The sequence below is a fragment of the Tepidibacillus fermentans genome (genome assembly GCF_004342885.1).
In the GTDB taxonomy this organism is placed as follows: Bacteria; Bacillota; Bacilli; order Tepidibacillales; family Tepidibacillaceae; genus Tepidibacillus; species Tepidibacillus fermentans.
In genome coordinates this window covers 88342-114906 of sequence record NZ_SMAB01000002.1, presented here as the reverse complement: position 1 = coordinate 114906, position 26565 = coordinate 88342, and the positions used below count along the sequence as shown (strand labels likewise).

30 protein-coding genes are annotated in these 26565 nt (G+C 36.9%); 2 read left to right on the top strand and 28 right to left on the bottom strand.

What is annotated here, in order from left to right:
- Positions 1 to 8 precede the first annotated feature (8 nt).
- From spoVAE to EDD72_RS01865, 18 genes are all read right to left on the bottom strand, one after another.
- The gene (spoVAE, locus tag EDD72_RS01950) at positions 9 to 398 is read right to left on the bottom strand and encodes a stage V sporulation protein AE (protein WP_132766951.1); all 390 of its coding nucleotides are present in this window, start codon (positions 396 to 398) and stop codon (positions 9 to 11) included.
- On the bottom strand, positions 367 to 1377 hold the full coding sequence (spoVAD, locus tag EDD72_RS01945) for a stage V sporulation protein AD (RefSeq protein WP_132766950.1): 1011 nt from the start codon (positions 1375 to 1377) through the stop codon (positions 367 to 369). The genes spoVAE and spoVAD overlap by 32 nt, the downstream gene beginning before the upstream one ends.
- 12 nt (positions 1378 to 1389) lie before the next feature.
- The gene (gene spoVAC / locus EDD72_RS01940) at positions 1390 to 1866 is read right to left on the bottom strand and encodes a stage V sporulation protein AC (protein WP_132766949.1); all 477 of its coding nucleotides are present in this window, start codon (positions 1864 to 1866) and stop codon (positions 1390 to 1392) included.
- Between the two features lie 24 nt (positions 1867 to 1890).
- The gene (locus EDD72_RS01935) at positions 1891 to 2316 is read right to left on the bottom strand and encodes a stage V sporulation protein AB (RefSeq protein WP_132767079.1); all 426 of its coding nucleotides are present in this window, start codon (positions 2314 to 2316) and stop codon (positions 1891 to 1893) included.
- 4 nt (positions 2317 to 2320) lie between these two features.
- Positions 2321 to 2935 (bottom strand): stage V sporulation protein AA, encoded by a 615-nt coding sequence (locus EDD72_RS01930; RefSeq protein WP_132766948.1) that lies wholly within the window; start codon positions 2933 to 2935, stop codon positions 2321 to 2323.
- Positions 2936 to 3293: 358 nt separating this feature from the next.
- Positions 3294 to 4046 (bottom strand): RNA polymerase sporulation sigma factor SigF, encoded by a 753-nt coding sequence (gene sigF, locus EDD72_RS01925; protein WP_132766947.1) that lies wholly within the window; start codon positions 4044 to 4046, stop codon positions 3294 to 3296.
- Between the two features lie 10 nt (positions 4047 to 4056).
- Positions 4057 to 4479: an anti-sigma F factor gene (gene spoIIAB / locus EDD72_RS01920; RefSeq protein WP_132767078.1), complete on the bottom strand. Its 423-nt coding sequence runs from the start codon at positions 4477 to 4479 to the stop codon at positions 4057 to 4059.
- Between the two features lie 15 nt (positions 4480 to 4494).
- Positions 4495 to 4845, bottom strand: coding sequence for an anti-sigma F factor antagonist (gene spoIIAA, locus EDD72_RS01915; RefSeq protein WP_132766946.1), 351 nt, complete (start codon positions 4843 to 4845; stop codon positions 4495 to 4497).
- A 152-nt stretch (positions 4846 to 4997) separates the two neighbouring features.
- Complete coding sequence (locus tag EDD72_RS01910) at positions 4998 to 6161, bottom strand: D-alanyl-D-alanine carboxypeptidase family protein (RefSeq protein WP_132766945.1); 1164 nt, start codon at positions 6159 to 6161, stop codon at positions 4998 to 5000.
- A 454-nt stretch (positions 6162 to 6615) separates the two neighbouring features.
- Entirely contained in the window at positions 6616 to 7917 is a 1302-nt protein-coding gene (locus EDD72_RS01905; RefSeq protein WP_132766944.1) for a pyrimidine-nucleoside phosphorylase, read from the bottom strand.
- Between the two features lie 13 nt (positions 7918 to 7930).
- Positions 7931 to 9109, bottom strand: a complete 1179-nt coding sequence (gene deoB / locus EDD72_RS01900; RefSeq protein WP_132766943.1) for a phosphopentomutase — start codon at positions 9107 to 9109, stop codon at positions 7931 to 7933.
- 113 nt (positions 9110 to 9222) lie between these two features.
- Positions 9223 to 10110, bottom strand: coding sequence for a site-specific tyrosine recombinase XerD (gene xerD / locus EDD72_RS01895; protein WP_132766942.1), 888 nt, complete (start codon positions 10108 to 10110; stop codon positions 9223 to 9225).
- A gap of 85 nt (positions 10111 to 10195) precedes the next feature.
- Entirely contained in the window at positions 10196 to 10447 is a 252-nt protein-coding gene (locus EDD72_RS01890) for a DUF4227 family protein (protein ID WP_165894925.1), read from the bottom strand.
- An 85-nt stretch (positions 10448 to 10532) separates the two neighbouring features.
- Positions 10533 to 11651 carry an alanine dehydrogenase gene (gene ald, locus EDD72_RS01885; protein ID WP_132766940.1) on the bottom strand — a complete coding sequence of 373 codons (1119 nt, stop codon included), beginning with the start codon at positions 11649 to 11651 and terminating at the stop codon, positions 10533 to 10535.
- Positions 11652 to 11743: 92 nt separating this feature from the next.
- Positions 11744 to 12190 carry a ferric iron uptake transcriptional regulator gene (fur, locus tag EDD72_RS01880; RefSeq protein WP_132766939.1) on the bottom strand — a complete coding sequence of 149 codons (447 nt, stop codon included), beginning with the start codon at positions 12188 to 12190 and terminating at the stop codon, positions 11744 to 11746.
- 103 nt (positions 12191 to 12293) lie between these two features.
- A complete protein-coding gene (gene spoIIM / locus EDD72_RS01875) occupies positions 12294 to 12944 on the bottom strand; it encodes a stage II sporulation protein M (protein ID WP_132766938.1) in 651 nt (216 codons plus the stop codon).
- A gap of 58 nt (positions 12945 to 13002) precedes the next feature.
- Complete coding sequence (locus tag EDD72_RS01870; protein WP_132766937.1) at positions 13003 to 14163, bottom strand: endonuclease Q family protein; 1161 nt, start codon at positions 14161 to 14163, stop codon at positions 13003 to 13005.
- Entirely contained in the window at positions 14160 to 14714 is a 555-nt protein-coding gene (locus EDD72_RS01865) for an NUDIX hydrolase (protein WP_132766936.1), read from the bottom strand. The genes EDD72_RS01870 and EDD72_RS01865 overlap by 4 nt, the downstream gene beginning before the upstream one ends.
- A gap of 101 nt (positions 14715 to 14815) precedes the next feature.
- Here EDD72_RS01865 and mciZ point away from each other — a divergent pair, with 101 nt between their 5' ends.
- On the top strand, positions 14816 to 14947 hold the full coding sequence (gene mciZ / locus EDD72_RS01860; protein ID WP_132766935.1) for a Z-ring formation inhibitor MciZ: 132 nt from the start codon (positions 14816 to 14818) through the stop codon (positions 14945 to 14947).
- Here the strand turns inward: mciZ and EDD72_RS01855 are convergent.
- Complete coding sequence (locus EDD72_RS01855; RefSeq protein WP_132766934.1) at positions 14938 to 16053, bottom strand: DUF3866 family protein; 1116 nt, start codon at positions 16051 to 16053, stop codon at positions 14938 to 14940. The two genes, mciZ and EDD72_RS01855, sit on opposite strands and share 10 nt — an antisense overlap.
- Before the next feature lie 128 nt (positions 16054 to 16181).
- On the opposite strand from EDD72_RS01855, the gene EDD72_RS01850 reads away from it, so the two are divergent.
- Positions 16182 to 16520 carry a hypothetical protein gene (locus tag EDD72_RS01850; RefSeq protein WP_132766933.1) on the top strand — a complete coding sequence of 113 codons (339 nt, stop codon included), beginning with the start codon at positions 16182 to 16184 and terminating at the stop codon, positions 16518 to 16520.
- A gap of 249 nt (positions 16521 to 16769) precedes the next feature.
- Here EDD72_RS01850 and EDD72_RS01845 read toward each other — a convergent pair whose 3' ends face one another.
- From EDD72_RS01845 to EDD72_RS01805, 9 genes are all read right to left on the bottom strand, one after another.
- On the bottom strand, positions 16770 to 17888 hold the full coding sequence (locus tag EDD72_RS01845; RefSeq protein WP_132766932.1) for a M20/M25/M40 family metallo-hydrolase: 1119 nt from the start codon (positions 17886 to 17888) through the stop codon (positions 16770 to 16772).
- Between the two features lie 24 nt (positions 17889 to 17912).
- Positions 17913 to 18146: a hypothetical protein gene (locus EDD72_RS01840; RefSeq protein ID WP_132766931.1), complete on the bottom strand. Its 234-nt coding sequence runs from the start codon at positions 18144 to 18146 to the stop codon at positions 17913 to 17915.
- A gap of 135 nt (positions 18147 to 18281) precedes the next feature.
- Positions 18282 to 19826 carry an acyl-CoA carboxylase subunit beta gene (locus EDD72_RS01835; protein ID WP_132766930.1) on the bottom strand — a complete coding sequence of 515 codons (1545 nt, stop codon included), beginning with the start codon at positions 19824 to 19826 and terminating at the stop codon, positions 18282 to 18284.
- Between the two features lie 12 nt (positions 19827 to 19838).
- Positions 19839 to 20660: a methylmalonyl-CoA epimerase gene (gene mce, locus EDD72_RS01830; RefSeq protein ID WP_132766929.1), complete on the bottom strand. Its 822-nt coding sequence runs from the start codon at positions 20658 to 20660 to the stop codon at positions 19839 to 19841.
- A gap of 15 nt (positions 20661 to 20675) precedes the next feature.
- Positions 20676 to 22268 carry an acyl-CoA mutase large subunit family protein gene (locus tag EDD72_RS01825; RefSeq protein ID WP_207893624.1) on the bottom strand — a complete coding sequence of 531 codons (1593 nt, stop codon included), beginning with the start codon at positions 22266 to 22268 and terminating at the stop codon, positions 20676 to 20678.
- A 283-nt stretch (positions 22269 to 22551) separates the two neighbouring features.
- Positions 22552 to 23979, bottom strand: a complete 1428-nt coding sequence (gene lpdA, locus EDD72_RS01820; RefSeq protein ID WP_132766927.1) for a dihydrolipoyl dehydrogenase — start codon at positions 23977 to 23979, stop codon at positions 22552 to 22554.
- A gap of 223 nt (positions 23980 to 24202) precedes the next feature.
- Positions 24203 to 24739: a 2-oxoacid:acceptor oxidoreductase family protein gene (locus tag EDD72_RS01815; protein WP_132766926.1), complete on the bottom strand. Its 537-nt coding sequence runs from the start codon at positions 24737 to 24739 to the stop codon at positions 24203 to 24205.
- A complete protein-coding gene (locus tag EDD72_RS01810; protein WP_132766925.1) occupies positions 24739 to 25488 on the bottom strand; it encodes a thiamine pyrophosphate-dependent enzyme in 750 nt (249 codons plus the stop codon). Before EDD72_RS01810 ends, EDD72_RS01815 begins: the two co-directional genes overlap by 1 nt.
- On the bottom strand, positions 25488 to 26549 hold the full coding sequence (locus tag EDD72_RS01805; RefSeq protein ID WP_132766924.1) for a 3-methyl-2-oxobutanoate dehydrogenase subunit VorB: 1062 nt from the start codon (positions 26547 to 26549) through the stop codon (positions 25488 to 25490). Before EDD72_RS01805 ends, EDD72_RS01810 begins: the two co-directional genes overlap by 1 nt.
- Positions 26550 to 26565 lie beyond the last annotated feature (16 nt).

Sequence of the window (26565 nt, the reverse complement as noted above, 5' to 3'; positions counted from 1 at the left end):
ACCACCTATTACCCTTTAGGTTTAAAAATTAAAGCAGCAAAAAAACCAAAAACAATGGCAGATGATATACCTGCACTGGTAACTTCAAAAATGCCAGTAATAATTCCGACTAAACCATGCCGCTCCGCCTCAGCTAAGGCACCATGAACCAAAGCGTTTCCAAAACTTGTGATTGGCGTTGTGGCTCCAGCACCTGCGAACTCAATTAATGGTTCATATAATCCTAAACCGTCTAATATTGCACCGACGACAACTAGAGTGGACATCACATGTGCTGGTGTCATTTTCGTCAAATCCATCATCAATTGTCCGATTAGGCTGATAAGCCCTCCTACAAGAAATGCTGTCCAATATGTTCCCACTTTTTTAATCCTCCTCGTTTTCAATTGCAACAGCATGTGCAATACAAGGGATAGACTCTCCTTGTTGATATGAAATTGGACTCAAAAGCGCCCCTGTTGCAACAACAAGCACTTTGTTTAACTTCTTATTTTTCATTTGATTCATAATATAGCCATAGGTCACAGAAGCACTACTCGCACAACCACTCCCACCTGCAAAAACATTCTGATCTGGCGAGTAAATCATCAAACCACAATCATTATATACATCTGACATATCAAATCCTTGTTCGAATAACATTTGTTTGGCTAAAGGATATCCCACCCCAGCCAAATCACCTGTAACGATTAAATCATAGTCTATTGGCGTCCGACCGGTATCTTTAAAATGTTCCGCAATGGTGTATACTGCTGCTGGAGCCATTGCAGAGCCCATATCAAAAGGATCTTTAATTCCCATATCAATCACTTTACCGATTGTGGAATACGTAACCTTTGGACCTACAAGACCTTTTCCAATTACTGCAGCCCCAGCGCCAGTAACAGTCCATTGTGCATAAGGTGGTTTTTGCCCACCATACTCAGTAGGATAACGATATTGCCTTTCTGCTGTAGAATTATGACTACTACAACCAGAAAGAATATAATTGGCAAATCCACCCTCAATAAGTGAAGCGGCCAATGCTAAGGACTCCATAGAAGTGGAACATGCCCCATATACTCCTAAATATGGTATTTGAGTGTATCTTGCAGTAAATGATGCTGAAATAATTTGATTTAATAAATCTCCAGCAATCATCAGATCAATTTGACTATTGGTTAATCCTGATTTTTCAATCGCTAAATCGACTGCTTCTTCAAATAGCTTTCGCTCTGCCTTCTCCCATGTTTCTTGGCCAACATATGGATCTTCATGAATCACATCAAAATGTTCAGCCAATGGGCCTTGTCCTTCCTTAGGGCCAACAACAACTGCACTTGATAAAATTCGTACTTCTTCAAACCTCCAGGTACTTCTTCCAATTTGTCTTTGCATAAGTATCTCCTTCTATATTAACTTTACTAATGTTTTAATTAGGCCAATGACAAAAGCTGCCACAACTCCAAAAACAATGACGGATCCAGCCAATTTAAACATGTTACCACCAACACCTAATACAAATCCTTCAGAGCGATGCTCAATCGCAGCTGAAGCAATTGAATTCGCAAAACCGGTAACAGGTACTGCAGAACCTGCTCCAGCAAATTGACCAATTTTATCGTAAATCCCTAAACCAGTTAGCAAAACAGATATAAATACTAGTGTTGCAACTGTTGGATCTCCAGCCTTCTCTTTGGTAAATCCAAAATAATGAATATACATATTTTGAATAAATTGTCCCAGAAAACTAATCAATCCTCCTACAATAAATGCTTTTACACTGTTTAGAAAAACTGGTCGTTGTGGACGAAGCTGTTGTATCATTTGCTGGTATTGTCGTTTGGCTTCATTCTCTTCTCTTTTTTTTCCTGTAGAGTTTGTCATGATTGCAATTGCACCTCTTTTCTCTTATTTTGGAACATAGATGAGCCAGTGTAGTAATGAACCTACCACTTTGCCAAATACCATTGCCATTAAAAGAAATAATATGGCATTCGCCATATTTAATCGTTTTGCAAGTATGGGTAAAACATTGACTACTTCTGTTAAGGCTGCGGCAAACATTCCAACAAATACTCCATGAAATAACCCTAGGATAAACGTAACCATTTGCGGAAGTTTAAATGTAATCCCCCTTAAATCAATCCAAGTAAATGTTACGACCCCAACAACTAATGCCCTTTGAAACCAAGGAATATAATCAAATCCTTTAATCATCTGTGCAAGTCTTGGAATGATGTCAAGTACGGTGATGAAAGCGACAAAACCACTCCCCACGGCTAATCCTCCTGCCAATCCAACAAGGATGACAAGTATAGTTTTCCCGATGATCATCATTTTAAATTCTCTTCCTATTTTCTGTGTTTTCATTAAGAAATACATATTGATCTAGATTTTGTTGATACAAGAACATCTCAACTTCTAAAGGGCTTGGTTCCTCATTAATTTTCTTTTTGAAGACATGATTGAAGAAAAGTATCATCCCTAATCCTATTCCGAATGAATAAGGAATTTGTAATAGTAGTGGTCGCTCCTTTTCAATCCCAGTAATTAAATAATAAAGACGTTTATGTACTTCTTGCATACTTACATCATGGTGGAAATTCATGATTGCAACCCCTGAACCAACAAATAGAAGAATCCAAACAAATAATACGGCAATTAGGTTTGGTTTCTTCAACATTAATTTGGTGAGAATTTCTACAATGATTTCTGGTTGACCAATATTTCTTACGTCCACTTCGAAATTCTGTTTTATTATCTTAACCACTTTCATCATATCTATGACAACCAGATGCTGATCTTCAGGGGTAATTTGATGAATGGGTAATTCCTTTATTTTATTTTCCAATTCTTTCGGAGCAACGATTTGGGCAATATCTTTTAAAAGAATCAAATCGTCGGGTTTCGCATAATGGCGATTTCGAAAACGAAGATAAATGGTACTCATAATCCGATAATTCTCTCCTTTTTTAGGATATTTTTCCCTATCATTTTTTGTATCTACTATTAGTATGTTTGAAATCAGCTTAACCCATTCATTCTTCGAATAAAAATAGGCTTGTATGATTTTATAAGCTGCGACATAGCACGACTTGCAACTTTAGTTGCATAGCGTGACTTGTACCCTATGGGTGCTTTAGCGAGCGAGCTTTTATACCGATCGTTTATTCAAGGAAAGCCGTAATAAGGTTAGATGCAGCGTTAGAACATACAAGACCATATTTGGTTTGTATATTCAAATTCGCTTCCTTGTCCGTGTATTTACTCCCAAAATCTTATACTGATACGTCAAAAAAAAACCAATCGGATTATTCCAACTGGTCTTTAATCGTAGACAATATCTTTTTTTCTAACCTTGAAACTTGAACTTGAGAAATACCTAATCGCTTTGCTACTTCTGATTGAGTATAATCTTTAAAATAACGCAAATAAACAATTAATCTTTCTCTCTCGGATAAACCGCGTATCGCCTCATGTAACGCTAGTTTATCAAACCATTTTTCTTGAGAATCATCAGAGATTTGATCCATTAAAGTGATAGGATCTCCATCATTTTCAAATACCGTCTCGTGAATGGAAGATGGTGACCGACTTGCTTCTTGAGCAAATACAACATCCTCTGGGGAAATCCCCAATTTTTCAGCAATTTCTTTTACAGTAGGCAATCTACCTAATTCTTTAGATAGTTCGTCTTTCGCTTTTCTTACTTTATTTCCCGTTTCTTTCAATGACCGGCTAACTTTAACAGTACCATCATCACGTATAAATCTTTGAATCTCACCAATAATCATCGGTACAGCATAAGTAGAGAATTTGACATCAAAAGACATATCGAACTTATCAACCGCCTTCAGTAACCCAATCGAACCAATTTGAAATAAATCATCTGCTTCATAGCCACGACCTAAAAAGCGTTGAACAACTGACCAAACAAGTCGAGTATTATGATGAACAATCATTTCCCTTGCCTCTAGGTCACCGTTTTGACTTTTGATGATTAATTCCTTCATTTTTTCATCACTTAGGTAGGAGTGTTGAATACTTTTTAAATCTAGTTCCATAAATTCACCCCTAACTAATACGATTGTTGATTAACTTTTTTCGCAAGAAAACTTTTGTTCCTTTGCCTATTTCAGATTCCACTAACATTTCATCCATAAAATTTTCCATAATTGTAAATCCCATGCCTGACCGTTCTAATTCTGGTTTTGACGTATATAATGGTTGAAGTGCTTGTTCAATATCTTCAATACCTTTTCCTTGGTCCTCAATCGTAATCTCAATCATCGAATCTTTAAGCACCACATGAATCGTTACAGTTCCATCAGGATTTTCTTCATATCCATGAATGATTGCATTTGTAACAGCTTCAGAAACAACGGTTTTGATCTCATCAATCTCTTCTAATGTGGGATCTACTTGCGATACAAAAGAGGCAACCGCAACTCGAGCAAAAGACTCATTTTCGGATTTGGCTGCAAATTGTAATGTCATACGATTATGTAACAATTAAGCCACCCCCAATGACTCTAATGCATCAGATTCATTATCGTAAGCAGGTAGAATCTTAAATATACCAGATAACTCGAAAATTTTATAAATACTTGGTCTCACACAACAAATAGACATTTTTCCATTAAGCTGCCGAATTTTTTTATATCTTCCTAAAATCATTCCTAGACCTGAACTATCCATAAATGTTAATTTCTCTAAATTTAAAAGTAAATTTTTAGCAATCCCTTTTTCTAATTCTTTTTCAATTTTCTCTCGGATCTTTTCCGAAGTATGATGATCTAGTTCCCCTTGCAATCGTACAATTAAGGTACTTTTTTCCATTTCTATCTCGATATATACACTCATCGACTTTATTCCACTCCTTCTTCCCTGTTTTGTTTTCTTTATTCTACTATTCCTTTCTTAGTTCCTGCCTGGTGACAAAAGAACAAAAAAGACGAGATACCTCGACATAATGTGGCATCTCGTTGTCAAAAAAAGTAATTTCTATAAAATCCTTAGTCAACAAAGAATTGTTTTTTTAATACTTTCTTAAACATTTGAAAAAGGTTTGCCTTTGGTACTTCTTCAGCTGCGATTAATGGTATTTCATTGACTACTTTCCCAGCTTTAACAATCTGTAGTTTTCCTAAGATATCTCCTTTTTGAATAGGTGCTTGAATCTGATCTTTTATCACTAGAATCTGTTCAAATTCTTCTGTCTTTTCACCTTTTTTCAAAAGCACCCCGATTTGATAAGGGGCTTTTAATGGAATGATTGATTTTGCTCCTTTACTTACTTCAACATCGGTAATAAATTGATCCTTTTTGAATAAGACTTCATCCTTATATTGGTTAAACGCATAATCTAGTAATTCTGATATTTCCTTATTTCTAGTTTTTGAATCGGGTTCGCCCATCACTACTGCGATCACTCGAAATGTACCTTTCTTTGCAGTGGCAGAGAGACAGAATTTTGCTTCATTCGTATAGCCAGTTTTCAAACCATCGACACCTTGATAAAAACGAACAAGCCGGTTGGTATTGACTAACCAAAAAGGTTCTGGACTATCTTTCCGTAAGTAATCTTGGTAGATACCCGTAAATTCGGTAATTTTTTCGTGTTTTAATAGTTCCCTAGACATGATCGCAATGTCATAAGCTGTTGAATAATGATCGTTTTCAGGTAGACCATTGGTATTTACAAAATGAGTGTCCTTTAATCCTAATTCTTCCGCTTTCTTATTCATCATTTTTACAAATTCCTCTTCAGTTCCGGCAATATATTCTGCCATGGCGACGGTTGCATCATTACCAGAAGCAACTGCAATTCCTTTCAGTAAATCCTTTACCGTCATTTCTTCGCCAACCTCTAAAAAGATTTGGGATCCTCCCATTGAGGCTGCTTTTTCACTAATCCTTACCTTATCGTTAAAAGTTATTTTACCAGTATCAATTGCCTCCATGATTAATAACATGGTCATAATTTTGGTTATACTTGCTGGTGGCAACCGATCATGACTATTTTTTTCGAATAATACCGTTCCAGTATCTTGGTCAATTAATATTGCAGATCTAGCGTTTGGAGCTAAATTAATTTCTTCAGCATTTACCACTTGAAATGGGAATATGGAAAAGAGAAGAACAGTAATTACACCAAGAACGATATTTTTTTTCCACATTTTAACTCCTCCTTTTTTCTAATTTTTATTGTTCGCATATTGAGGAGAAATATTCCATTTTTGATAAAAATCTTTTTAAAAAAATGGGCTTGTATGTTCTAACGCTGCACCTAACCTTACGGCTTTCCTTGAATAAACGATCGGTATAAAAGCTCGCTCGCTAAAGCACCTATAGGGCACAAGTCATGCTATGCAACTAAAGTTGCAAGTCGTGCTATCTCGTAGCTTATAGAACATACAAGTCAGTGATTCGAAAATAGTGCGTTTGTATATTCCATAAGCAGCGATTTTTGGGAGTGAATTTCTTTCTTATCATTTTCATTCAAAGAAATACACGGACAACGGAGATGCGTTGGAATATACAAACCTAATATTCTAATCATATAAAAAAAAGGGAGCTATTGCCCCCAAAATCATATATTTTCTTAACCTCGAACCTCATCATACGAATAAATTATTTAATAACATTATATATTAATGGTCGTGTGAGTGGTTGCTCTTTTGAATAACCATAAGCTTCTCTTAATTTTTGTACAGATTCGAACGGATTCTCCTGATTACTATGAAGAATGGCAATTGTATCACCAACTGTAACTTCATCACCAACTTTTTTCTTTAACGTGACTCCTACAGAATGATCGATTTGATCCTCTTTTGTTGTCCTACCAGCTCCTAAATACATAGCGGCTATTCCTACAGCTTCAGCATCAATCGCTGCAATATATCCATTTTGTTCCGCTTTAACTTCTATATGATATTTGGAATCTGGAAGCTTTTCAATATGATCAACCATCTCTGTATTCCCATGTTGTGCTCTAATAAATTGTTTAAAACACTGATATGCTTCACCATTTATAAGGTTTTTTTCTAGTTCCATTTTCGCAGTTTCATAATATGGGTATCTTCCGGCTAATAGCACCATCTGTACTGCTAATTCGAGTGACAGAGTTTTAAGATCCTCTACATTTTCACCTCTTAAAACCCGAATGACTTCTTTTATTTCGTTTGCATTTCCGACCTCGAAACCTAAAGGCTGATTCATGTCACTAATGATTGCTACAGTATTCCTCCCCAACTTTTTACCGATACGAACCATTTCCTTTGCAAGAGCCTCAGAATCCTCTAATGTTTTCATAAAGGCTCCACTACCTGTTTTTACATCGAGGACAATACTATCCGCTCCTGATGCAATTTTTTTGCTCATGATGGAGCTAGCAATTAAAGGTATCGAGTCAACCGTCGCGGTAACATCACGTAATGCATATAATTTCTTATCAGCAGGTGCTAAATTTCCTGTTTGTCCGGCAATCGCGATTTTATATTGATTGACATTTGCAATGAATTCCTCTTTTGACATTTCAACTTGAAAACCAGCGATTGACTCTAATTTGTCGATCGTACCTCCCGTATGTCCTAAACCTCTACCTGACATTTTTGCAACAGGGACGCCAACCGATGCCACTAACGGAGCTACGATGAGGCTGGTTTTATCACCTACTCCCCCTGTTGAGTGTTTATCCACTTTATGCCCATGAATACCTGACAAATCGATCGTATCACCTGAATTAACCATCGCCATCGTTAGCATAGCTGTTTCATCTGCTGTCATTCCCCGAAAGTAGATCGCCATGAGTAAAGCAGACACTTGGTAATCAGGAATCTTTCCTTTAGTGTATTCTTCAATAAAAAAATGGATCTCTTCTTTTGTTAATTCCCCTCCATCTCTTTTTTTATGAATAATATCAACCATTCTCATTTTCCCATTCCCCCTATTTTAATACTTGTAAAAAACTCTTCCCATATTCCGGTTTTTTTACATCAAAAATGTCAGCAATCGTTGCCCCGACATCTGCAAAGGTTCCTCTTATTCCTAGATCAACTCCACCGTTTAACTTTTTGCTATAGACTAACAATGGAACATATTCCCTCGTATGGTCTGTTCCTGTATGAGTAGGATCATTCCCATGGTCAGCCGTAAGGATCAGAAGATCATCTTCTTTAAGAGCAGCAAAAAGTTCTGGAAGTCTGGCATCAAACTCTTCAATTGCTTTTCCATAACCAATTGGATCACGACGATGCCCATACAACATATCAAAATCTACTAAATTGGTAAAAAGTAAACCATGAAAGTCTGATTTCAGTCCCTCAACGGTTTTATCCACTCCATCCATATTTGACTTCGTTTTTATTGCCTGTGTAACCCCTTCACCAGAATAAATATCTGAAATTTTGCCAACTGCTATCGAGTCAAGTCCTGACTCCGCTAAATAGTTCATAACCGTTTTCGCTGGTGGCTTTACCGCATAGTCATGTCGATTAGCAGTTCGTGTAAAATGACCAGGCGTACCAATAAAAGGTCGTGCAATTACTCGGCCTACCGCATGTTCTTCATCCAGAGTCATCTCTCTCGCAATTTCACATATACGATATAATTCATCGAGGAGAACAATTTCTTCATGGGCTGCAACTTGAAAAACGCTATCTGCTGAGGTGTAAACGATCACTGCTCCCGTTTTCATATGTTCTTCCCCTAATTCTTCAATAATCTCAGTCCCTGAAGCGGGTTTATTCCCAATTACCTTTCTTCCAATTCGTTCTTCAAATGGTTTAATTAAGGAATCCGGAAAACCATTGGGATACGTTTTAAAAGGGATATCAATTTTTAAACCCATTATTTCCCAATGGCCGGTCATTGTATCTTTACCAACCGATACTTCTTTCATTTTTCCAAATGAAGCAATCGGTTGCTCTACTTTCTTTACTCCCTGGAGAGGGAAAATATTCCCTAAACCCATTTTTTCTAAATTTGGTACATGTAAACCGTTTATTTGTTCGGAAATATGTAGAAGAGTATTAGTTCCCCGATCACCAAATTTTTCGGAATCGGGTAGTTCACCTATTCCAACACTATCCAATACTATTAAAGCAACTCTTTTAAATGGATTCATATTTTTCCTTCCTTTCCCATCATAATATTATTAGTTTGACCAGAATTGAAATCGGGTATTCGACAGATGTCTGACAACTCAAATTGGAGAAAAAGGTACTTCATGAAGTACCCCTACGCCCTGGGATGAGCTTTTGAATAAACTTCTTTTAACTTTGATCTTGTAATATGAGTATAAATCTGTGTTGTGGAAATGTCAGCATGACCTAACATCTCTTGAACAGATCTGAGATCTGCACCGTTTTCTAATAAATGGGTTGCAAAAGAATGTCTTAATGTATGAGGTGTAATTTGCATTTCAATGGAAGCTGGTTTGGCATATTTTTTTATAATTTTCCAAAATCCTTGACGTGTTAAACGATTACCATGATGATTCACAAATAGTGCTTCTTCTGCTTTTCCTTTAATTAATTTATTTCGAGCATGGTCTAAATAAAATTGAATACTTTTTATCGCTAAACTGCCTAATGGAACAATACGTTCTTTTGACCCTTTTCCAAAACATTTCACAAAACCCATCTTCATGTTTAAATCATCAAGATTTAATGCAACTAGCTCAGAAACACGTATACCTGTCGCATACAATAATTCTAACATAGCCCGGTCCCGAATACCTACTGGTGTTTTTAGATCTGGCATATTTAATAAACTTTCAACCTGTTCAACGGTAAGGACTTTTGGTAAGCGTTTATCGATTTTTGGAGATTCGAGATTTTGCGATGGATCTTTTTCGATGATCCTGTCTCTTACTAAAAATTGATAAAATGCTCGAATTGATGCAAGGTTTCGGGATATCGTAGTTGTTGCTCTTCCTTTATTTTTTAATGATAGTAAATATCCAATGATATGTGAACGATTGGTATCTTCAATGGAGGAGATTTCATAAGTCTTTAAAAATTTAAAATAGGAGATTAAATCTCTTCGATAGGAGTCCAATGTATTTTGAGCCAATCCCTTCTCTACCAAGAGATAATGGATAAATTGCTCGATTAATCTTTCCATCTACGACTTTCTCCTTTATATAGGTTTTTCTAGTACGTTTATTTATTCAACATTACTAGCAGAACTCCTTCTAAAGAAAGAAAATTTAATATCCTCCATACCAATAAAAAAGTTTCAGACGTTCGATCATACTTTCGTTTTGTAATTGTAAGTGAGATTGAAAAGAAGAATCAATTACTCCATCAACCTTTATCGAATGCCCTATTGGCTCCTTAAATTGATCAGGTTCAATCCATGTGTTGACAATGAGAACTACCCAATACATCAAGATCGTAAAAAGCAAAAAGACAAATACTAATAAAAACCACTCAATTAATCTTTTTAATGTGACAAACAAGATCTTCAACTCCCTAGTTTTTAATAAAATAGTATAAAAAGGCTATTCAAAGATAGCCTTTTTATACTATTTTATTAGATTGTCCTTAATTTAAAACCTGATGAAGTGAAACATAAGTTAGATTTAAAGCTTTAGCCACTGCTTCATAAGTAACTTGTCCATCAATTACATTTACTCCGCGAGCCAATGCACGATTTTCCTTTATCGCTCTTTCGTAACCTTTATTTGCGATTTCAAGTGCATAAGGGGTTGTGACGTTAGTTAAAGCTAAGGTGGATGTTCTAGCTACAGCACCAGGCATATTGGCAACAGCATAATGAACAACTCCATGCTTCACATAAGTAGGTTCATCATGAGTCGTTACTCGATCGATTGTTTCAATAGAACCTCCTTGGTCGATCGCCACATCAACGATGACAGAACCTGGAGTCATTGTTTTTACCATCTCTTCTGTCACTAATTTTGGGGCTCTTGCTCCAGGAATAAGGACAGCTCCAACTACCAAATCTGCTTTCTTGACAGCTTGAGCAATATTATAACTATTAGACATTAACGTATTGACTCTACCTTGAAAAATATCATCAAGATATCGTAGACGATCAGCATTTAGATCAATAATGGTTACATTGGCACCTAAACCGATCGCCATTTTGGCAGCATTCGTACCTACATGCCCTCCGCCTATAATGACTACTTCTGCCGGAGGAACTCCAGGAACTCCACCTAATAAGATTCCTTTACCTCCTTGCGGTTTTTCAAGAAATTGAGCACCAATTTGAATAGACATTCTACCTGCCACTTCACTCATTGGCATTAATAAGGGTAAAGAACCATTATCAAGTTGAACGGTTTCATAAGCGATAGCTACAACTTTCTTTTCAATTAATGCCTTGGTTAACTCAGGTTCTGGTGCTAAATGTAAATAGGTAAATAAAATCAAACCTTCACGAAAATAGTCATATTCTGAAGGAAGAGGCTCTTTTACTTTCATGACCATATCAGCTTGATCCCATACTTCCTTGGCAGAGTTAAGAATAACAGCTCCTACTGCTAAATAATCTTCATCAGTGAAACCGCTTCCAATTCCTGCACCTGTTTCAATATAGACCTGGTGACCAGCCCTTTGTAAAGTTTCTACTCCTGCAGGTGTAATGGCTACACGATTTTCGTTATTTTTAATTTCTTTTGGAACTCCGATCCGCATACCGTTTGCTCCTCCCCTAAATATAGATGTAGAATTTTTAGAATTACAACTATATTCTCTATCTTACCACTATATTCTTAAATGGAATAGTTCTATTGTCTTTTTTTCTTACATTCACTGCAAATACCATTAAAGATCAAGCGATGATCCAAGATATCAAAATCAAATTGCTTCTCAACCCGTTCTTCAATCGGTCCTAGCCAATCTTCGTTAATTTCTTCTACTTTCCCACAATTAATACATACTAAATGATGATGATGATGCTCAGCTTGTTCCGAGCGAAACTCATACCTTGTCACATTATCGCCAAAATTTAATTTTTGCAGAATATTTAATTCACTTAGTAACTCTAATGTACGATAGACAGTTGCTAAACCAATATCAGGAACCTTTTTTTTGACTAATAGAAACGCATCTTCTGCACTTAAATGACCTTCTTCATTCTCGATTAAAACCCTTATCAGTGCCTCACGTTGAGGAGTAAGCTTAAAATTATACGAATGAAGCTGTTGTTTTATTTTTTCGATACGTTTTTCCATAACGTACCACCTCCTCCAGCATCTAACCCTGATTATAACAGGCTGGATAAAAAAGTCAATGAATTGAAAATCAGTTGATAATCAATAGATTTCTAGCGAATTTTTAATAAAATAAATTTGCCATACTTCTCATTAAATATGGTGATACAAAGGTTTCAAATCCGGAAGCAACAACTAAGATCGCAGCCATCATCATGATCAGGGAAAAAAAGGATAAAAAGGGCTGATGAATAAATGGAGTATAAGGGTTCCTTTTTATTCTTGAAAGTACAAGAGATAATGAAAAAGCAATTCCCGCTACACTAGCAATGATATAAGCTGGAACAATCAAAAGGTTTTGCGGTAAGATCGAAACAAAAGAAAAAACAAATCCCTTCCACTGTAATTGTGAGATCAAAAATGAGACCGTAAAGCCAATCACAAATCCTTTCATAAAGATTAAAATGAGAATCAGTGGCATTCCAATAATCGATAATCCCAAAAACCAGATCATTCCCAAATACTTTAAATGCTCAAAAATCACTTGTTTTAAAGCAACCTTCGTTGAAAAAACTGCATCTCCATTACTCGTTAAACCATGAAAAAATTGACTTAGATATCCGATCATTTCTTGTTTTTGATTCGACGATAATGATTGGATAATTAAAGATCCATAAATCACACCCATGATAAATAAGATGATCGTAAAAATATATAATGAAAAATGTTGCTTCACATAGTTTCCAATTTTATCATTGATTGGTCGTCGTCTCATAAAAATCCCTCCTTGTCCAACTTAATACATCATATGTTGGACAAGGTAAGAATATGAACTAATTTAAGACTTTTCCATAAAAGCCCCCTCCACCCATTTCAACCACTAATTGTCCTGCTCTCGCCTTGATGATCATATCAGCGATTGGTTCTGAAACAACAGTCAATAAATCTTCCTTTTTCACACGATGGATAATATTCATTTCATTTCCAAAATGCTCAAGTAACCGAGCTAAAGTTTTTGGACCAAGTTTCGGGATAAATTCTAAAGGTACTTGATGAATATAGGATGGACGATATTCTGGGTGCTTAGGCTGAGATAAGGTTGCAATTTCTTCAATACGATTGGAAACACCCTTTATGATCCGTTGACTACCACATTTGGGACAAACTGTTTCGTTTGTAATTAATGTCTCGCATTTTGCACAACGACTCTTATGATATTTACCAAGTTTCGGGTCTAGCCCATAATTGCTGATTACTTTTCTTCCATCTTTTCGCTTTAAGGCCAACATTAGTTCTTTAAAACTCGGTGTTTCCATTTGTATCTCATTATATTCCCTTCCGATTTTCACTAATGAATGAGCATCAGAATCGGTAACAAAAGTGTAAGGATGTAATTCCTCAATTTGATCTGCCATCTCCGTGTCAGAACTTAAGCCTAATTCAACGGCATCAATCAACGACAGATCAAGAACTTCTTCCATTCTTTTACAACAATTCCCATACACTGATTTAAATGGAGTAAAGATATGAGCTGGGATAAAAAGCCCTTCCCTTACTTTTGTCTCCTTCTGAAGTTCTTTTGTGGATACATATAAGCGTTGTGAACTCAATTGAATATTCTTCATCCGTTTTTTCAACCAATCGGAAAAAAGAACCATATCTTCAAAATAAGGAAGGAATACAAGATAGTGAGCTTCTCCTCTATTTTCCTCTTTTATTTCAATCTCAGAACCTAAAAGAATCGTTAAATCTTGATAACGCAAACCACCTTCAGCTAATTCTTGTATTATTCCTTCTTGAAGTAAAGACTGAATCTCCTTTTGAACCAAAGGAGAATGGGCATCGATGATCCCGATCATATCTAATCCTTTACGATGATATGCCTCTTGAATAAGATTGCGAAACGTCAAGTTTTTAGAAGCACTTATCTTTATAGGCTTTTTTATTTCTGTCCATCCAATATGAATATGCAAATCAGCAAAATAAGCTTTCATTTTTCCCTACCCTTTAGTAGCATCATTTGCAAGTAGTAGATCGAGATAATTGTTTTTGCATCTACAATTTTCCCCTTTTCAATCATCTCTATACTCTCGTCTAATGTCAACTCTACAAGTTCTACAAACTCATCTTCATCAGGAGTAGCTTCTCCTGCTTCAATTCCTTCTGCATAAAATAAATGAATGAATTCATCGGCAAATCCAGGGGATGTATAAAATTTGCTAAATGGTGTCATATTGGTAGCAACATAACCGGTTTCTTCCTTTAATTCGCGAATTGCGCATAATTTTGGATCTTCCCCTGGTTCTAATTTTCCTGCGGGAATCTCATATAGAAATTGATTCATTGGTTTTCGGTATTGTTTGACCATCAGAACCCGATTTTCTTTGGTCACAGCAAGAATTCCTACAGCTCCTGGATGACGAACAATTTCTCTTGTGGCATGTTTTCCATTTGGTAACTCTACTGTATCAACAAATACTTTAATAATTTTCCCATCAAAGATTTGCTGACTTGATACTGTTTTTTCTACAAATTTTTGGTTCAATGTTTATTCCCTTCCTTCAACTTAGTTATAACTTGTCCAACATCGACATATGATCTTACTAAGTAAAAATCATCTATCATTTTATATCAGGAGGTCTCAATATGAAAGTATATAGAAATCAAAATCAACTTAGGATCATCGGAAAAGCTTGGGAAATTAAAGCGAAACTCCGTGAGCTTTCCCAGTCCACTTTAACGGTAAAAGAATATTTGAGCAAGTTTCGTTACGAATAAAAAGATTTTTGGTATTGATGTGCAAAGTAAGCAGCACTAGCAACGAAGTCGAAAAATAACGGGTCATCTTTCACTGTACGCCCCATTGAAGTGATTACCTTGGGATATTTTTGAAGTATCTCGATAACATCAGTTTCTTTAAGTGTTACGGGTATAAGATTATGTTTCGTTAATGTTACTTTTTTTAATAAATCAAATATTTCGGGGTAATCTTTTTCCAACCATACAGGGAATGGAACAGCACTTGAAGTTAAACTAATCGTTTGCAAAGCAGTTATACTATGATGACTAATTCCTCTATGCCGAGAACGTTGATCCATCTCACTGGCACGGATGATTGAAATAGGATAACCTTTTAAAATATTGACTGCATTAATGATTTCCCCATGTTCAACTCCTGTATGCCCTAACCATGTCCCGGTTCCAACAATACCAGGACCCATTACTACGACAGCAATATCTGCATGTAAAAGATGTTTTGCAGCTAATAAACCTGTATATATATTTACTGCTTCAAGATCGCCACCAAAAGAATGGCCGATTGTGATCGTATAATCGAGCCATTTTTTTTCTTTTAAGATCGCCACATGCTTACTGAATGAAATTGGAAGTGATCCCCCGTCCGTCATAATATAAACGATCCTACGAGGAAAAAGATCTTCTTGTATTTCTAACTGCCGAATCATGGTTACGACAATCGGCAGCATACTATGTAATTCACCAATTAGAACAGGCAAACCTTCGAGTGACTTAGGTTCAGTAAATAGATCATGATAGGGACTTGATTGTTCCTCACAGGACAAAACTGAAAATTGATAAGGAGTATAACGAAGCTTCATGATATGTCCATTTTGTTTTTGATTATTGATTAAATCGCTCTGATATTTAGTCAAGGGAATAGCAACAAAATCGTATCCTCCTGTACCTAGTCGGAGGTGAGTTGCCGTTTGATTCAGGATCACTTCATCCCCTGTTTCTAAGCGATCCCCAAATTGTAAATAATGGATTGCTTTTACTTCTTTATCTCTTATATCAATTTTAACAATTTGAATTTTGTCCGTTTCCTGAAGTATTTCAACCACTTTTCCCTTTCTCCATTTGATCATCCTGATCCCCCCTTTTCAGCATATGAGCATTTTCTTCATTCCATTACAAAAGAGTAGAACCAGTATATTTATCAAATAATGAAAAAGAAGTATTCAAATTGTTCTGTAGACACAACAGGAGGATGAATATGACATTGATTGCAATAGTAAAATCAAACGAAGTCGATCGAATCACTACTTTATTGGACAAAAATGGATATGAAGGCCGCTATACCTTGGAAAAACAATCTTCTAATACAGAAGAAATATCGGTAGTAATCAATGAGGATTATGATGATTTATCCGGCCTATATGAAATCCTCAATAGCGAAGGAATTGTAGTTCTCGATCAATATGATACAGAAAGTCCTCTCTACCAATCTTATGGATTGATGGATGAGGCAGATTGTCAGGATGAAGAAGAAAATTACTTTCCCATTCCAATCCCAACCCATTTTGTTCAAGATCCCATTGAAGATCAATTATAGGAATTGAAAAACTAACCGTTTATTCAAGGAAAGGTGTAAGGTTAGAAGTAGCGTTAGAACATACAAGTCAGCTGTTTTATATATTCCAACGTGCTCTGTTGTCCGCCACTTTATTTAAATAATGATTGGGTGAGAAAGTGGCTCCCAAAAGTCGCTGCTTATGGAATATACAAACCCACTATCTTAAATGTTGAAAAAAGCCTTGGTCACTACAAAACCAAGGCCTTTATCATATATCGATATTTTCTATCAATTTTGTTTTATTAACGAAATCACCAATTCTGCCGTCTTGACCAATTCACGAATCGGCATTCTTTCTTTCGTGGTATGGATATTTTCATAGCCAACCCCTAGGTTAATTGTTGGTATGCCATAACCATTCAACACATTGGCATCACTGCCACCACCACTGGAAAGGATTCTTGGTGACCTTCCGATCTCAATCATTGCTTGTTTTGCTTTTATAACAAGAGGATGATCTTCTTCAAAACGAAAAGCAGGATACATAATTTCAGAATGAAAATCAACCGAAGTAGAGAATTTGGAAGCTGCTTCTTCAAATGCTTTTTTCATATGCTCAACTTGCTTTAACAATTTTTCTTCTACTAAACTTCTCGCTTCAGCAAAAATCTCAACAGAATCACAAACGATGTTGGTAGCTGATCCTCCCTGAAATTTCCCAATATTTGCTGTGGTTTCAGAATCAATTCTCCCTAACTTCATCATCGAGATGGCATGACTGGCCACTTGAATTGCACTGATACCATCTTCTGGATTGACACCAGCATGGGCTGATTTACCTTTTACGATGACATGAATTTTGGCTTGAGTTGGTGCAGCCACAATAATATCTCCCACTGGCCCGTTGCTATCCAAGGCATAACCATAGTCTGCTTTTAGTAACTCTTTTTGTAGATAACGAGAACCCTTTAATCCAGACTCCTCACCAACCGTAATTAAAAATTGAACTTTGCCATGAGGAATCTGTTGTTCTTTCACCACTCTGATTGCTTCCAACATTGCTGCAATTCCTGCTTTGTCATCACTACCTAAAATTGTCGTACCATCAGAAACAATAGCCTCACCTTCAACGGCTGGTTGAATTGACTTTCCGGGTGTTACCGTATCCATATGGGAAGTGAAATAAATGACTGGTTGATTCTCCATCCCATCTGTAGGTTCGAACGTAATTGCCAAATTACCTGCACCATGTCCTGTTCTCTGCATCGAATTATCTTCAACGACTTGTAACCCAAGATTGGAAAACTTTTGCTTTAACAAATCCGCAATTGCTCTTTCATTTCCTGTTTCACTATCCACCTTGACTAGCTCAATGAATTCTTCTACTAATCTTTGTTGATGAATCAACGTTATATACCTCCATGTAAAAATTTAACTGCGCATAAAATTCATTTTATCATGGAGATTTTTCAAAAACCATTCTGCCCTTACACTGTTTATCTTTAAAGAGTTTCGATTTATAATCTGATGTTGACGATTATACTTTCGCCAAGTTGAGTCTTCTTGATCTTCTTCAATCAGCTGAATCCCTTTCTTTTGAAATAAGTCATTAAGTACCTTTTTCTCATTTTTCTTTTTTAAAAGAATATATAATTGATTATCCACGGTCACTTACTCCTCTATTTCCCAATTTTTAACCAACAAGTGATGGATTCGAAAAGATTGACTATTTGCCAATCTTATCGAATCCAATTTTCAACTTTTAACATCGAAAACGAAATAATTGCGCAAAATTACATTTTAGAGTGGAATATTTCCGTGTTTCTTTGGCGGTCTTGTTTCCTTTTTATTTCTTAACATTTCTAATGATTGTTTTAATTTTCTTCTCGTTTCTCTTGGATCAATGACATCATCAACCATTCCCATTGCTGCGGCAACATAAGGATTGGCAAATTTTTCCCTATATTCGGCAATTTTCTGCGCTCTTGTCGCAACGGGATCTTCACTTTCTTCAATTTCTTTACTGAAGATAATATTGGCTGCCCCTTCAGGCCCCATCACTGCAATTTCAGCATTTGGCCAAGCAAAGACTAGATCAGCACCAATCGATTTACTATTTAAAGCCACATAGGCACCACCAAAAGCTTTACGTACGATCACTGAAATTTTAGGTACTGTAGCTTCCGAATAGGCATATAGAATTTTAGCCCCATGACGAATAATTCCGCCATGTTCCTGATTAACCCCTGGGAAAAATCCTGTTACGTCAACAAATGTAATAATTGGAACATTAAAGGCATCACAGGTACGAACAAATCGAGATAGTTTATCTGATGAATCGATGTCCAATCCCCCAGCCATTACTTTCGGCTGATTTGCAACGATTCCAACACTTTGTCCTCCAATCCTCGCAAAACCAACAACTACGTTTTTCGCAAAATTAGCATGAACTTCCATAAATTCGCCATGATCCACAACTAGTTCGATTACATTGCGAATATCGTAAACTTTCGTTTGTGAAATCGGAACGACATTGATCAATTCCTCACACCAACCATCATCCTCTTTTTCCATTGGTACTCGAGGAGGATCTTCTAAATTATTTTGCGGGAGATAGCTAAGAAGTTGACGTACTTGTTCCAATGCTTCTGGTTCGGATGGTGCAGTAAAATGTGCATTTCCACTAATCGTCGAATGAACTTTTGCTCCGCCTAAATTCTCGGCACTAATTTTTTCACCCGTTACCGTTTCAATTACTTTTGGTCCTGTAATAAACATTTTACTCGTATTCTCAACCATAAGTACAAAGTCCGTAATAGCTGGTGAGTAAACGGCCCCACCAGCACTTGGTCCCATAATCACAGAAATTTGGGGAATCACTCCAGAGTAGATCGAGTTACGATAAAAGATTTGGCCGTAAGCATCTAAAGAAACCACACCTTCTTGAATCCTTGCTCCACCAGAATCATTTAATCCAATCACAGGACAACCATTTTTTGCAGCCAAATCCATAATATTTGTGATCTTCTTTGAATGCATCTCCCCTAATGCTCCACCAAAAACAGTGAAATCTTGGGAAAAAACATAAACTCCACGTCCATTTATTTTCCCATATCCTGTTACAACACCTTCACCTGGTGCTTCCATTTTGTCCAAACCAAAATGTGTACCACGATGCTCAATAAAAGGATTTAATTCAACAAATGTTCCATCATCTAACAAAAGTTCAATTCTTTCTCTAGCTGTTAATTTCCCTTTATCGTGTTGGGCGTCGATTCTCTTTTGTCCACCACCTAACTCAACCTTGCTTCTTCTTTTCGCTAACTCTTCAATTTTACTTAACATACTTACTCCCCCTTAATTCTTTTCACAGAGTTCAATCAATACTTTATGTGAAGATTTTGGATGGATAAAACCGACTTTTGTATCATGAGCTCCCCTTCGCGGTTGATTTTGTAATAGTGAAATTTGTCGTTCTTGTAATTTAGAAAATTGATCAACAATATCCTCTACCTCAAAAGCTAAATGATGAATACCTTCCCCTCTCTTTTCAATATGTTTATAGATCGGACTTTCTTGATGTAATGGTTCAAGAAGCTCAATCCTAACGCCACCAGCTTCAAAAAATGCTACCTTAACACCTTCGTCTAAAACCTCTTCCATGCCAAGGAATGTTAACCCAAGAATCTCTTTGTAAAAAGGAACTGCTTCATCTAAACTTTTTACCGCAATCCCTATATGATCGATCTTTTTGACAGAGGTAGATCTAGTCTGTTTGCTGTTTTTTTTTTCGATATTGTCTCGTATAAAATCCGCTATTTCCTTCATAGAAGCACCTGGTGTAAATATTTCTGCAATCCCATGTTCTTTTAAAAATGGAATATCATCATCAGGGATAACACCACCCCCAATCACCAAGATTTCCTCGGCTTGATTCTCTTTTAGAAGTCTCATGACTTCAGGTAATAATTCATTATGAGCACCAGATAAAATAGAAAGACCGATACAATCTACATCTTCTTGAATTGCTGTTGCTACAATTTGCTCTGGAGTTTGTCTTAGACCTGAATAGATAACCTCCATCCCTTCATCTCGAAGCCCTTGAGCAATCACAAGAGCCCCACGATCATGACCATCTAAACCCGGTTTTGCGATTAAAACTCTTATCGTTTTATTCATCATTACCCCTCCCATTTAATTTAGCCGATATTCACCAAATACTTCTCGAAGAACATTGGTTATTTCACCGAGCGTTGCATATGCTTTCACAGCATTTAGAATATAGGGCATTAGATTTTCGTTTGTTTTTGCCGCTTGACTTAATTCACTAAGTCTTTGATTTACGGCATCGTTATCCCTTGTCTTTCTTAGCTCTTTTAATTTCTGCGCTTGAATTTCTCCAACGATAGGATCAACTCGATAGATTTCTGGTTTTTCATCGTTTTCAATTTGATAAGCATTTAAACCTACAATGATTTGCTTTCCAGATTCAATATCTCGTTGATAATCATACGCAGCTTTATGAATTTCACGCTGAATATATCCTTGCTCGATTGCTGCCACTGCGCCACCGAACTCGTCAATTTTTTGTAGATAGGACCAAACCTCTTTTTCAATGGAATCTGTTAAAGCTTCAACATAATAAGATCCTCCTAAAGGATCGACTGTATCCGTAACTCCTGTTTCATTCGCAATAATTTGTTGTGTACGAAGAGCAATTCGCGCAGAAGCTTCCGTTGGTAAAGCCAATGCTTCATCTCTAGAGTTGGTATGAAGGCTTTGGGTTCCACCTAAAACCGCAGAAAGTGCCTGAAGTGCTACTCGGACGATATTGTTATCTGGTTGTTGTGCTGTTAATGTTGAACCAGCAGTTTGGGTGTGGAAGCGAAGTTGCATTGATTTTGGATTTTGGGCATGAAAGCGCTCCTTCATAATTTTGGCCCAAATTCTTCTAGCCGCACGGAATTTAGCTATTTCTTCGAAAAATTGATTATGAGCATTAAAGAAAAATGCTAAGCGAGGTGCAAAATCATCCACATGCAATCCAGCTTGAATCGCACTTTCTACATATGCAATTGCATTAGCGAGAGTGAAAGCCACCTCTTGGACAGCTGTTGATCCTGCTTCCCGAATATGATAACCACTAATACTGATCGTGTTCCATTTCGGTAATTCAGTAGAACAATATTGGAATATATCTGTAATAAGTCTCATCGAAGGCTTAGGTGGAAAGATATATGTTCCCCTCGCAATATATTCTTTTAAAATATCATTTTGAATCGTTCCTGAAAGAGCTTTTGACGAAACCCCTTGTTTTTCTGCTACAGCGATATACATCGCCAGTAGAATAGCGGCAGGGGCATTAATGGTCATGGACGTACTTACTTTGTCTAAAGGAATATCTTGAAAGAGAATCTCCATATCTTTCAAAGAGTCAATCGCTACCCCAACTTTACCAACTTCACCTTTTGCGTGTGGATCGTCCGAATCGTAGCCGATCTGCGTAGGTAAATCAAAAGCGACACTTAATCCTGTTTGGCCTTGTTGCAATAAATACTTATAACGTCGATTCGACTCTTCTGCTGATGAAAAACCAGCATATTGCCTCATTGTCCAAAATCGGCCACGATACATTGTCGGTTGGATTCCCCGAGTATAAGGATACTCTCCTGGGAAACCAAGTTTTTCTATGTAGTGCTCTGTTTGTTGCTCAGGAAGATAGAGTCTTTCAATTGGAATCTTAGAACTCGTTTCAAACTGCTCTTTTCTCTCTGGTATTTTGCTCATTAATTTTTCTGTCTTCCGTTTCCATTCTTGATATTGATCCGTAAATGTTTGTTCCCCCACTTTCAACTCCTCCTAATCAGAAATTAAATATATTTTCAAAAAAATTTTAATATTATTTATATTAAAAGTGCAATGAAAATTTTACTTTTTTGTCGTGAATAAAATTTAAAAAAATTCATATATATAACATTTTTGAACAAGTTTGCGAAAAAGAATTAGTTCATAAAAAAAAACGATCCCCTTATTTGGAGATCGTTTTTGCCATAAATTGATTTTTTCTTGATTAAGCATGAATTGCTTTTCCATCCACATCTAAGGTAGCTTCTAGAACAGCTTCTGATAAAGTTGGATGAGGATGGATCGTATGGGCAATTTCCCATGGTGTTGCTTTTAAAACTTTAGCTAGACCAGCCTCTGTAATCATGTCTGTTACATGTGGCCCAATCATATGAACACCAAGTAATTCATTGGTATTTTTATCGGCTACAATTTTGACAAAGCCATCCACTTCACCATGAACAAGAGCTTTACCAATTCCTCTGAATTGGAACTTTCCTACTTTTACCTCATATCCTTTTTCTTTTGCTTCATCTTCTGACATACCTACACTTGCAACTTCAGGACTCGTAAAAGTACATTTGGAAACCGCAAGATAATCCATTGGACGAGGATCTTTTCCCGCTATATGTTCAACGGCAATAATTCCCTCGTGAGAAGCAACATGAGCAAGTTGTAATCCACCAATTACATCCCCAATCGCATAAACATTTGGTTCTGCAGTTTGGAAGAATTCATTAACTTTAATAACTCCTCTTTCTACTTCTACCTTGGTGTTTTCTAAACCAATATTTTCTGTATTTGCAATTCGACCAACAGACACTAAAACTTTATCAGCTGAAAATTGGATGATTTGATCACCTTTTTTCGCTTCAAGTTCAACATGTCCATCAACAACTTTTACAGACTCAGGAATCACAGCCGTGCTTGTATGTATTTTCACTCTACGTTTCTTCATTACACGAGTCATATCTTTACTAATTTCCTCATCTTCTAATGGTAGAATGCGTGGTAAAAATTCAATAACAGTTACATCTACGCCAAAATCATTTAATAAAGAAGCCCATTCCATACCAATAACTCCACCGCCAATAATAATCATTGATTTTGGGAGTTCCTGCATTTCTAAAGCTTCATCACTCGTCATGACATAAGTTCCATCAATTTGTAATCCTGGAAGTGATCTTGGTCGAGAACCTGTTGCAATAATTACGTTCTTGGCAGAGATTGTCTCTTTTTCACCATTTGCTTTTTCAATAGAGACTGTCCCATTTTCAGGTGCAGTACTTGACGTACCAACAATGCGACCAAACCCTTCAAAAACCGTAATCTTGTTCTTCTTGAATAAGTGTTCAATTCCCTTCGTTAACTGATCGACAACTTTACGTTTTCTTTCTTGCACTTGTGCAAAATTAAACGTAACATTTTGTGCAATAATACCGAATTCTTCTCCCTCTTTTGCATTACGATAGATTTCAGCACTGCGTAGAAGGCTTTTACTTGGGATACAACCATGATGTAAGCATGTCCCGCCCAAACGTTCTTTTTCTACAACAGCCACTTTTAATCCAAGCTGTGCGGCTCGAATCGCTGCGACATAACCCCCTGGACCACCACCGATAAAAGCAACATCAAATTGCTGTTGTTCTGACATTTCTTCTCATCTTCCTTCCTGATCAAAGTCATTCTTAAGTAAAAAGTATTTCTATTTATACAATTATCATTGTATTAAAGCTTTTCCAACTACTCAAGTAGAAAAATGATAAAAAACAAATTATAAGCAGTAAAAAAAATTGAATTATAACTAATTTATTGGTTGGGAATACTTTTTTTGAAGAAAGAGACTTGGTGGACAATTACCAAGTCTCAAGTTCTATTCAGCGAATGAGTTGAGCACCTTTTATTAAAGCTTCTTTATTAATCGGGATTAAGTTATGCCTTCTCTCAGGTAGTACTTTCTTTAGCGATTCCAAAACAGACTCATGACTAACCGCTTTTGAAATTTCTAAAAATGCCCCCAAAATAATAGAATTGGCTACTCTAGGTTCCCCCATTTCATTCGCTAATTCTGATGCCTTCACTTCAATCACTGTTATATCTGTTCGTTTCGATTGAATGACAATGAGTGAAGAATTCACAATCAATACACCACCAGGTACAACTAATGGTTCAAATTTTTCAAAAGAGGGTTTATTAAGAACGATTGCCGCTGTAGGGTGAGTAATAACAGGGGATCCCACTGGCTCATCGCTAATAATGACAGAAACATTAGCCGTTCCCCCACGCTGCTCTGGACCATAGGATGGAAGCCAAGAAACATATTTATCCTCGATCATTGCAGCATAAGCAAGCAGTTGTCCTATTGACATGACACCTTGACCACCAAACCCAGCAATAATAATTTCATGCAACATTAATTTACACCCTCTTTCTGTTTATAAACACCAAGAGGAAATACAGGTACCATCTTCTCTTTTACCCAATTTAATGATTCAATAGGGTCTAAACCCCAATTTGTTGGACAAGTGGATAGAATTTCCACCATTGAAAAGCCTAAGCCCTTCTTTTGTGTTTCGAAGGCTTTGCGGATCGCTTTTTTTGTCTTGATAATATTTGGTACATCATGAGTAGATACCCTTTCAATATAAGCAGCTCCATCTAAAGTGGCCAGTAATTCAGAGACTCGGATTGGCGAACCTTGTAATGCGACATCTCGACCAGCAGGTGATGTAGCCGTTTGTTGGCCGATTATTGATGTTGGTGCCATTTGACCACCTGTCATTCCATAGATCGCATTATTTACAAAGATAACGGTTATATTTTCCCCACGAGCGGCTGCATGGACTATCTCTCCCATCCCGATTGAGGCTAGGTCACCATCGCCTTGATAGGTAAAAACAAAACGATCTTTCGGTAAGACGCGTTTTAACCCTGTAGCAACAGCTGGTGCCCTTCCATGAGCTGCTTGTGTCATATCACAGTTAAAATATTCATACGATAATACGGAGCATCCTACAGATGCCACACCAACTGTATCTTCCAAAATATCCATTTCTTCCAAAACTTCGCCAACGAGACGATGAATAATCCCATGTGTACAACCTGGACAATAATGAGTAGGTGTATCTTTTAATCCAGTGGTTTTTTTAAATACAAGTTCCATTAGCTTTCACCTCCGACCATCTCCATAATCTTCGCATAAATTTCTTCATGACTTGGGACCATTCCACCTGTTCTACCATAGAAATGAACAGGAGATTTCCCATTCACTGCCAAGCGAACATCCTCAACCATTTGACCCGCACTCATTTCGACGGTTAAATAGGCTTTTACCTTCTCTCTTGTTTCGTCAAACGGTTTTTGTGGATAAGGCCATAAAGAAATTGGACGGATTAAACCTACTTTTATCCCTTCTTTACGTGCTTTATGAATCGCATTTTTAACGATCCTCGCGACGGTTCCATAAGCCACCACAATATAATCTGCATCTTCAGCCAAATACATTTCATATCTAACTTCCTTTTCCTTAATTTTTTCATATTTCTTTTGTAAATGGCGGTTATGTTCTTCTAGTTCCTTAGGATCTAGACGCAAGGAATTAACGATCTTAGGCCCTCCATCACCACGAGTACCAGTTGTAGCCCAATCTTTTTCTGGTAGTTCGACATGTTGCTTTTCTTTGAATTCTACCGGTTCCATCATCTGACCTAACATTCCATCTGCCATTAGAATCACTGGTGTTCGATAACGGTCGGCAATATCGAAAGCATCGTGCATCAGATCCACAATCTCTTGTAAACTAGCTGGGGCTAAAACGGGAATATGATAGTCTCCGTGACCGCCGCCTTTTGTAGCTTGAAAATAGTCAGACTGTGCAGGTTGAATACTACCAAGGCCAGGTCCACCACGCATTACATTGACGATGACAGCTGGAAGTTCTGATCCAACAAGGTAAGAAATTCCTTCCTGTTTCAAACTAACCCCAGGACTTGATGAGGAAGTCATTACACGTACCCCTGCACTTGATGCTCCATACACCATGTTAATTGCTGCAATTTCACTTTCAGCTTGTAAGAATAGTCCACCTACTTCAGGTAGACGCTTCGCCATATAAGCTACCAATTCACTCTGTGGTGTAATCGGGTAACCAAAAAAATATTTACAATTTGCATGAACTGCTGCCTCAGCAATCACTTCATTACCCTTCATTAAAACTTTAGCCATATTGCCCTCCCCCTTC

Coding starts and splice junctions, on each gene's coding strand:
- spoIIAB (WP_132767078.1), bottom strand. CDS start 4,479: ATGACATTACAATTTGCAGCCAAATCCGAAAATGAGTCTTTTGCTCGA.
- ald (WP_132766940.1), bottom strand. CDS start 11,651: ATGCGGATCGGAGTTCCAAAAGAAATTAAAAATAACGAAAATCGTGTA.
- xerD (WP_132766942.1), bottom strand. CDS start 10,110: ATGGAAAGATTAATCGAGCAATTTATCCATTATCTCTTGGTAGAGAAG.
- EDD72_RS01815 (WP_132766926.1), bottom strand. CDS start 24,739: ATGTTGCATGAAATTATTATTGCTGGGTTTGGTGGTCAAGGTGTCATG.
- mciZ (WP_132766935.1), top strand. CDS start 14,816: ATGAAAGTATATAGAAATCAAAATCAACTTAGGATCATCGGAAAAGCT.
- EDD72_RS01850 (WP_132766933.1), top strand. CDS start 16,182: ATGACATTGATTGCAATAGTAAAATCAAACGAAGTCGATCGAATCACT.
- EDD72_RS01905 (WP_132766944.1), bottom strand. CDS start 7,917: ATGAGAATGGTTGATATTATTCATAAAAAAAGAGATGGAGGGGAATTA.
- EDD72_RS01805 (WP_132766924.1), bottom strand. CDS start 26,549: ATGGCTAAAGTTTTAATGAAGGGTAATGAAGTGATTGCTGAGGCAGCA.
- spoVAC (WP_132766949.1), bottom strand. CDS start 1,866: ATGACAAACTCTACAGGAAAAAAAAGAGAAGAGAATGAAGCCAAACGA.
- deoB (WP_132766943.1), bottom strand. CDS start 9,109: ATGAATCCATTTAAAAGAGTTGCTTTAATAGTATTGGATAGTGTTGGA.
- fur (WP_132766939.1), bottom strand. CDS start 12,190: ATGGAAAAACGTATCGAAAAAATAAAACAACAGCTTCATTCGTATAAT.
- spoVAD (WP_132766950.1), bottom strand. CDS start 1,377: ATGCAAAGACAAATTGGAAGAAGTACCTGGAGGTTTGAAGAAGTACGA.
- EDD72_RS01935 (WP_132767079.1), bottom strand. CDS start 2,316: ATGATCATCGGGAAAACTATACTTGTCATCCTTGTTGGATTGGCAGGA.
- EDD72_RS01855 (WP_132766934.1), bottom strand. CDS start 16,053: ATGATCAAATGGAGAAAGGGAAAAGTGGTTGAAATACTTCAGGAAACG.
- EDD72_RS01870 (WP_132766937.1), bottom strand. CDS start 14,163: ATGAAAGCTTATTTTGCTGATTTGCATATTCATATTGGATGGACAGAA.
- lpdA (WP_132766927.1), bottom strand. CDS start 23,979: ATGTCAGAACAACAGCAATTTGATGTTGCTTTTATCGGTGGTGGTCCA.
- EDD72_RS01835 (WP_132766930.1), bottom strand. CDS start 19,826: ATGTTAAGTAAAATTGAAGAGTTAGCGAAAAGAAGAAGCAAGGTTGAG.
- EDD72_RS01825 (WP_207893624.1), bottom strand. CDS start 22,268: ATGAGCAAAATACCAGAGAGAAAAGAGCAGTTTGAAACGAGTTCTAAG.
- spoVAE (WP_132766951.1), bottom strand. CDS start 398: ATGCTGTTGCAATTGAAAACGAGGAGGATTAAAAAAGTGGGAACATAT.
- sigF (WP_132766947.1), bottom strand. CDS start 4,046: ATGGAACTAGATTTAAAAAGTATTCAACACTCCTACCTAAGTGATGAA.
- EDD72_RS01810 (WP_132766925.1), bottom strand. CDS start 25,488: ATGGAACTTGTATTTAAAAAAACCACTGGATTAAAAGATACACCTACT.
- spoIIAA (WP_132766946.1), bottom strand. CDS start 4,845: ATGAGTGTATATATCGAGATAGAAATGGAAAAAAGTACCTTAATTGTA.
- mce (WP_132766929.1), bottom strand. CDS start 20,660: ATGAATAAAACGATAAGAGTTTTAATCGCAAAACCGGGTTTAGATGGT.
- spoIIM (WP_132766938.1), bottom strand. CDS start 12,944: ATGAGACGACGACCAATCAATGATAAAATTGGAAACTATGTGAAGCAA.
- EDD72_RS01910 (WP_132766945.1), bottom strand. CDS start 6,161: ATGTGGAAAAAAAATATCGTTCTTGGTGTAATTACTGTTCTTCTCTTT.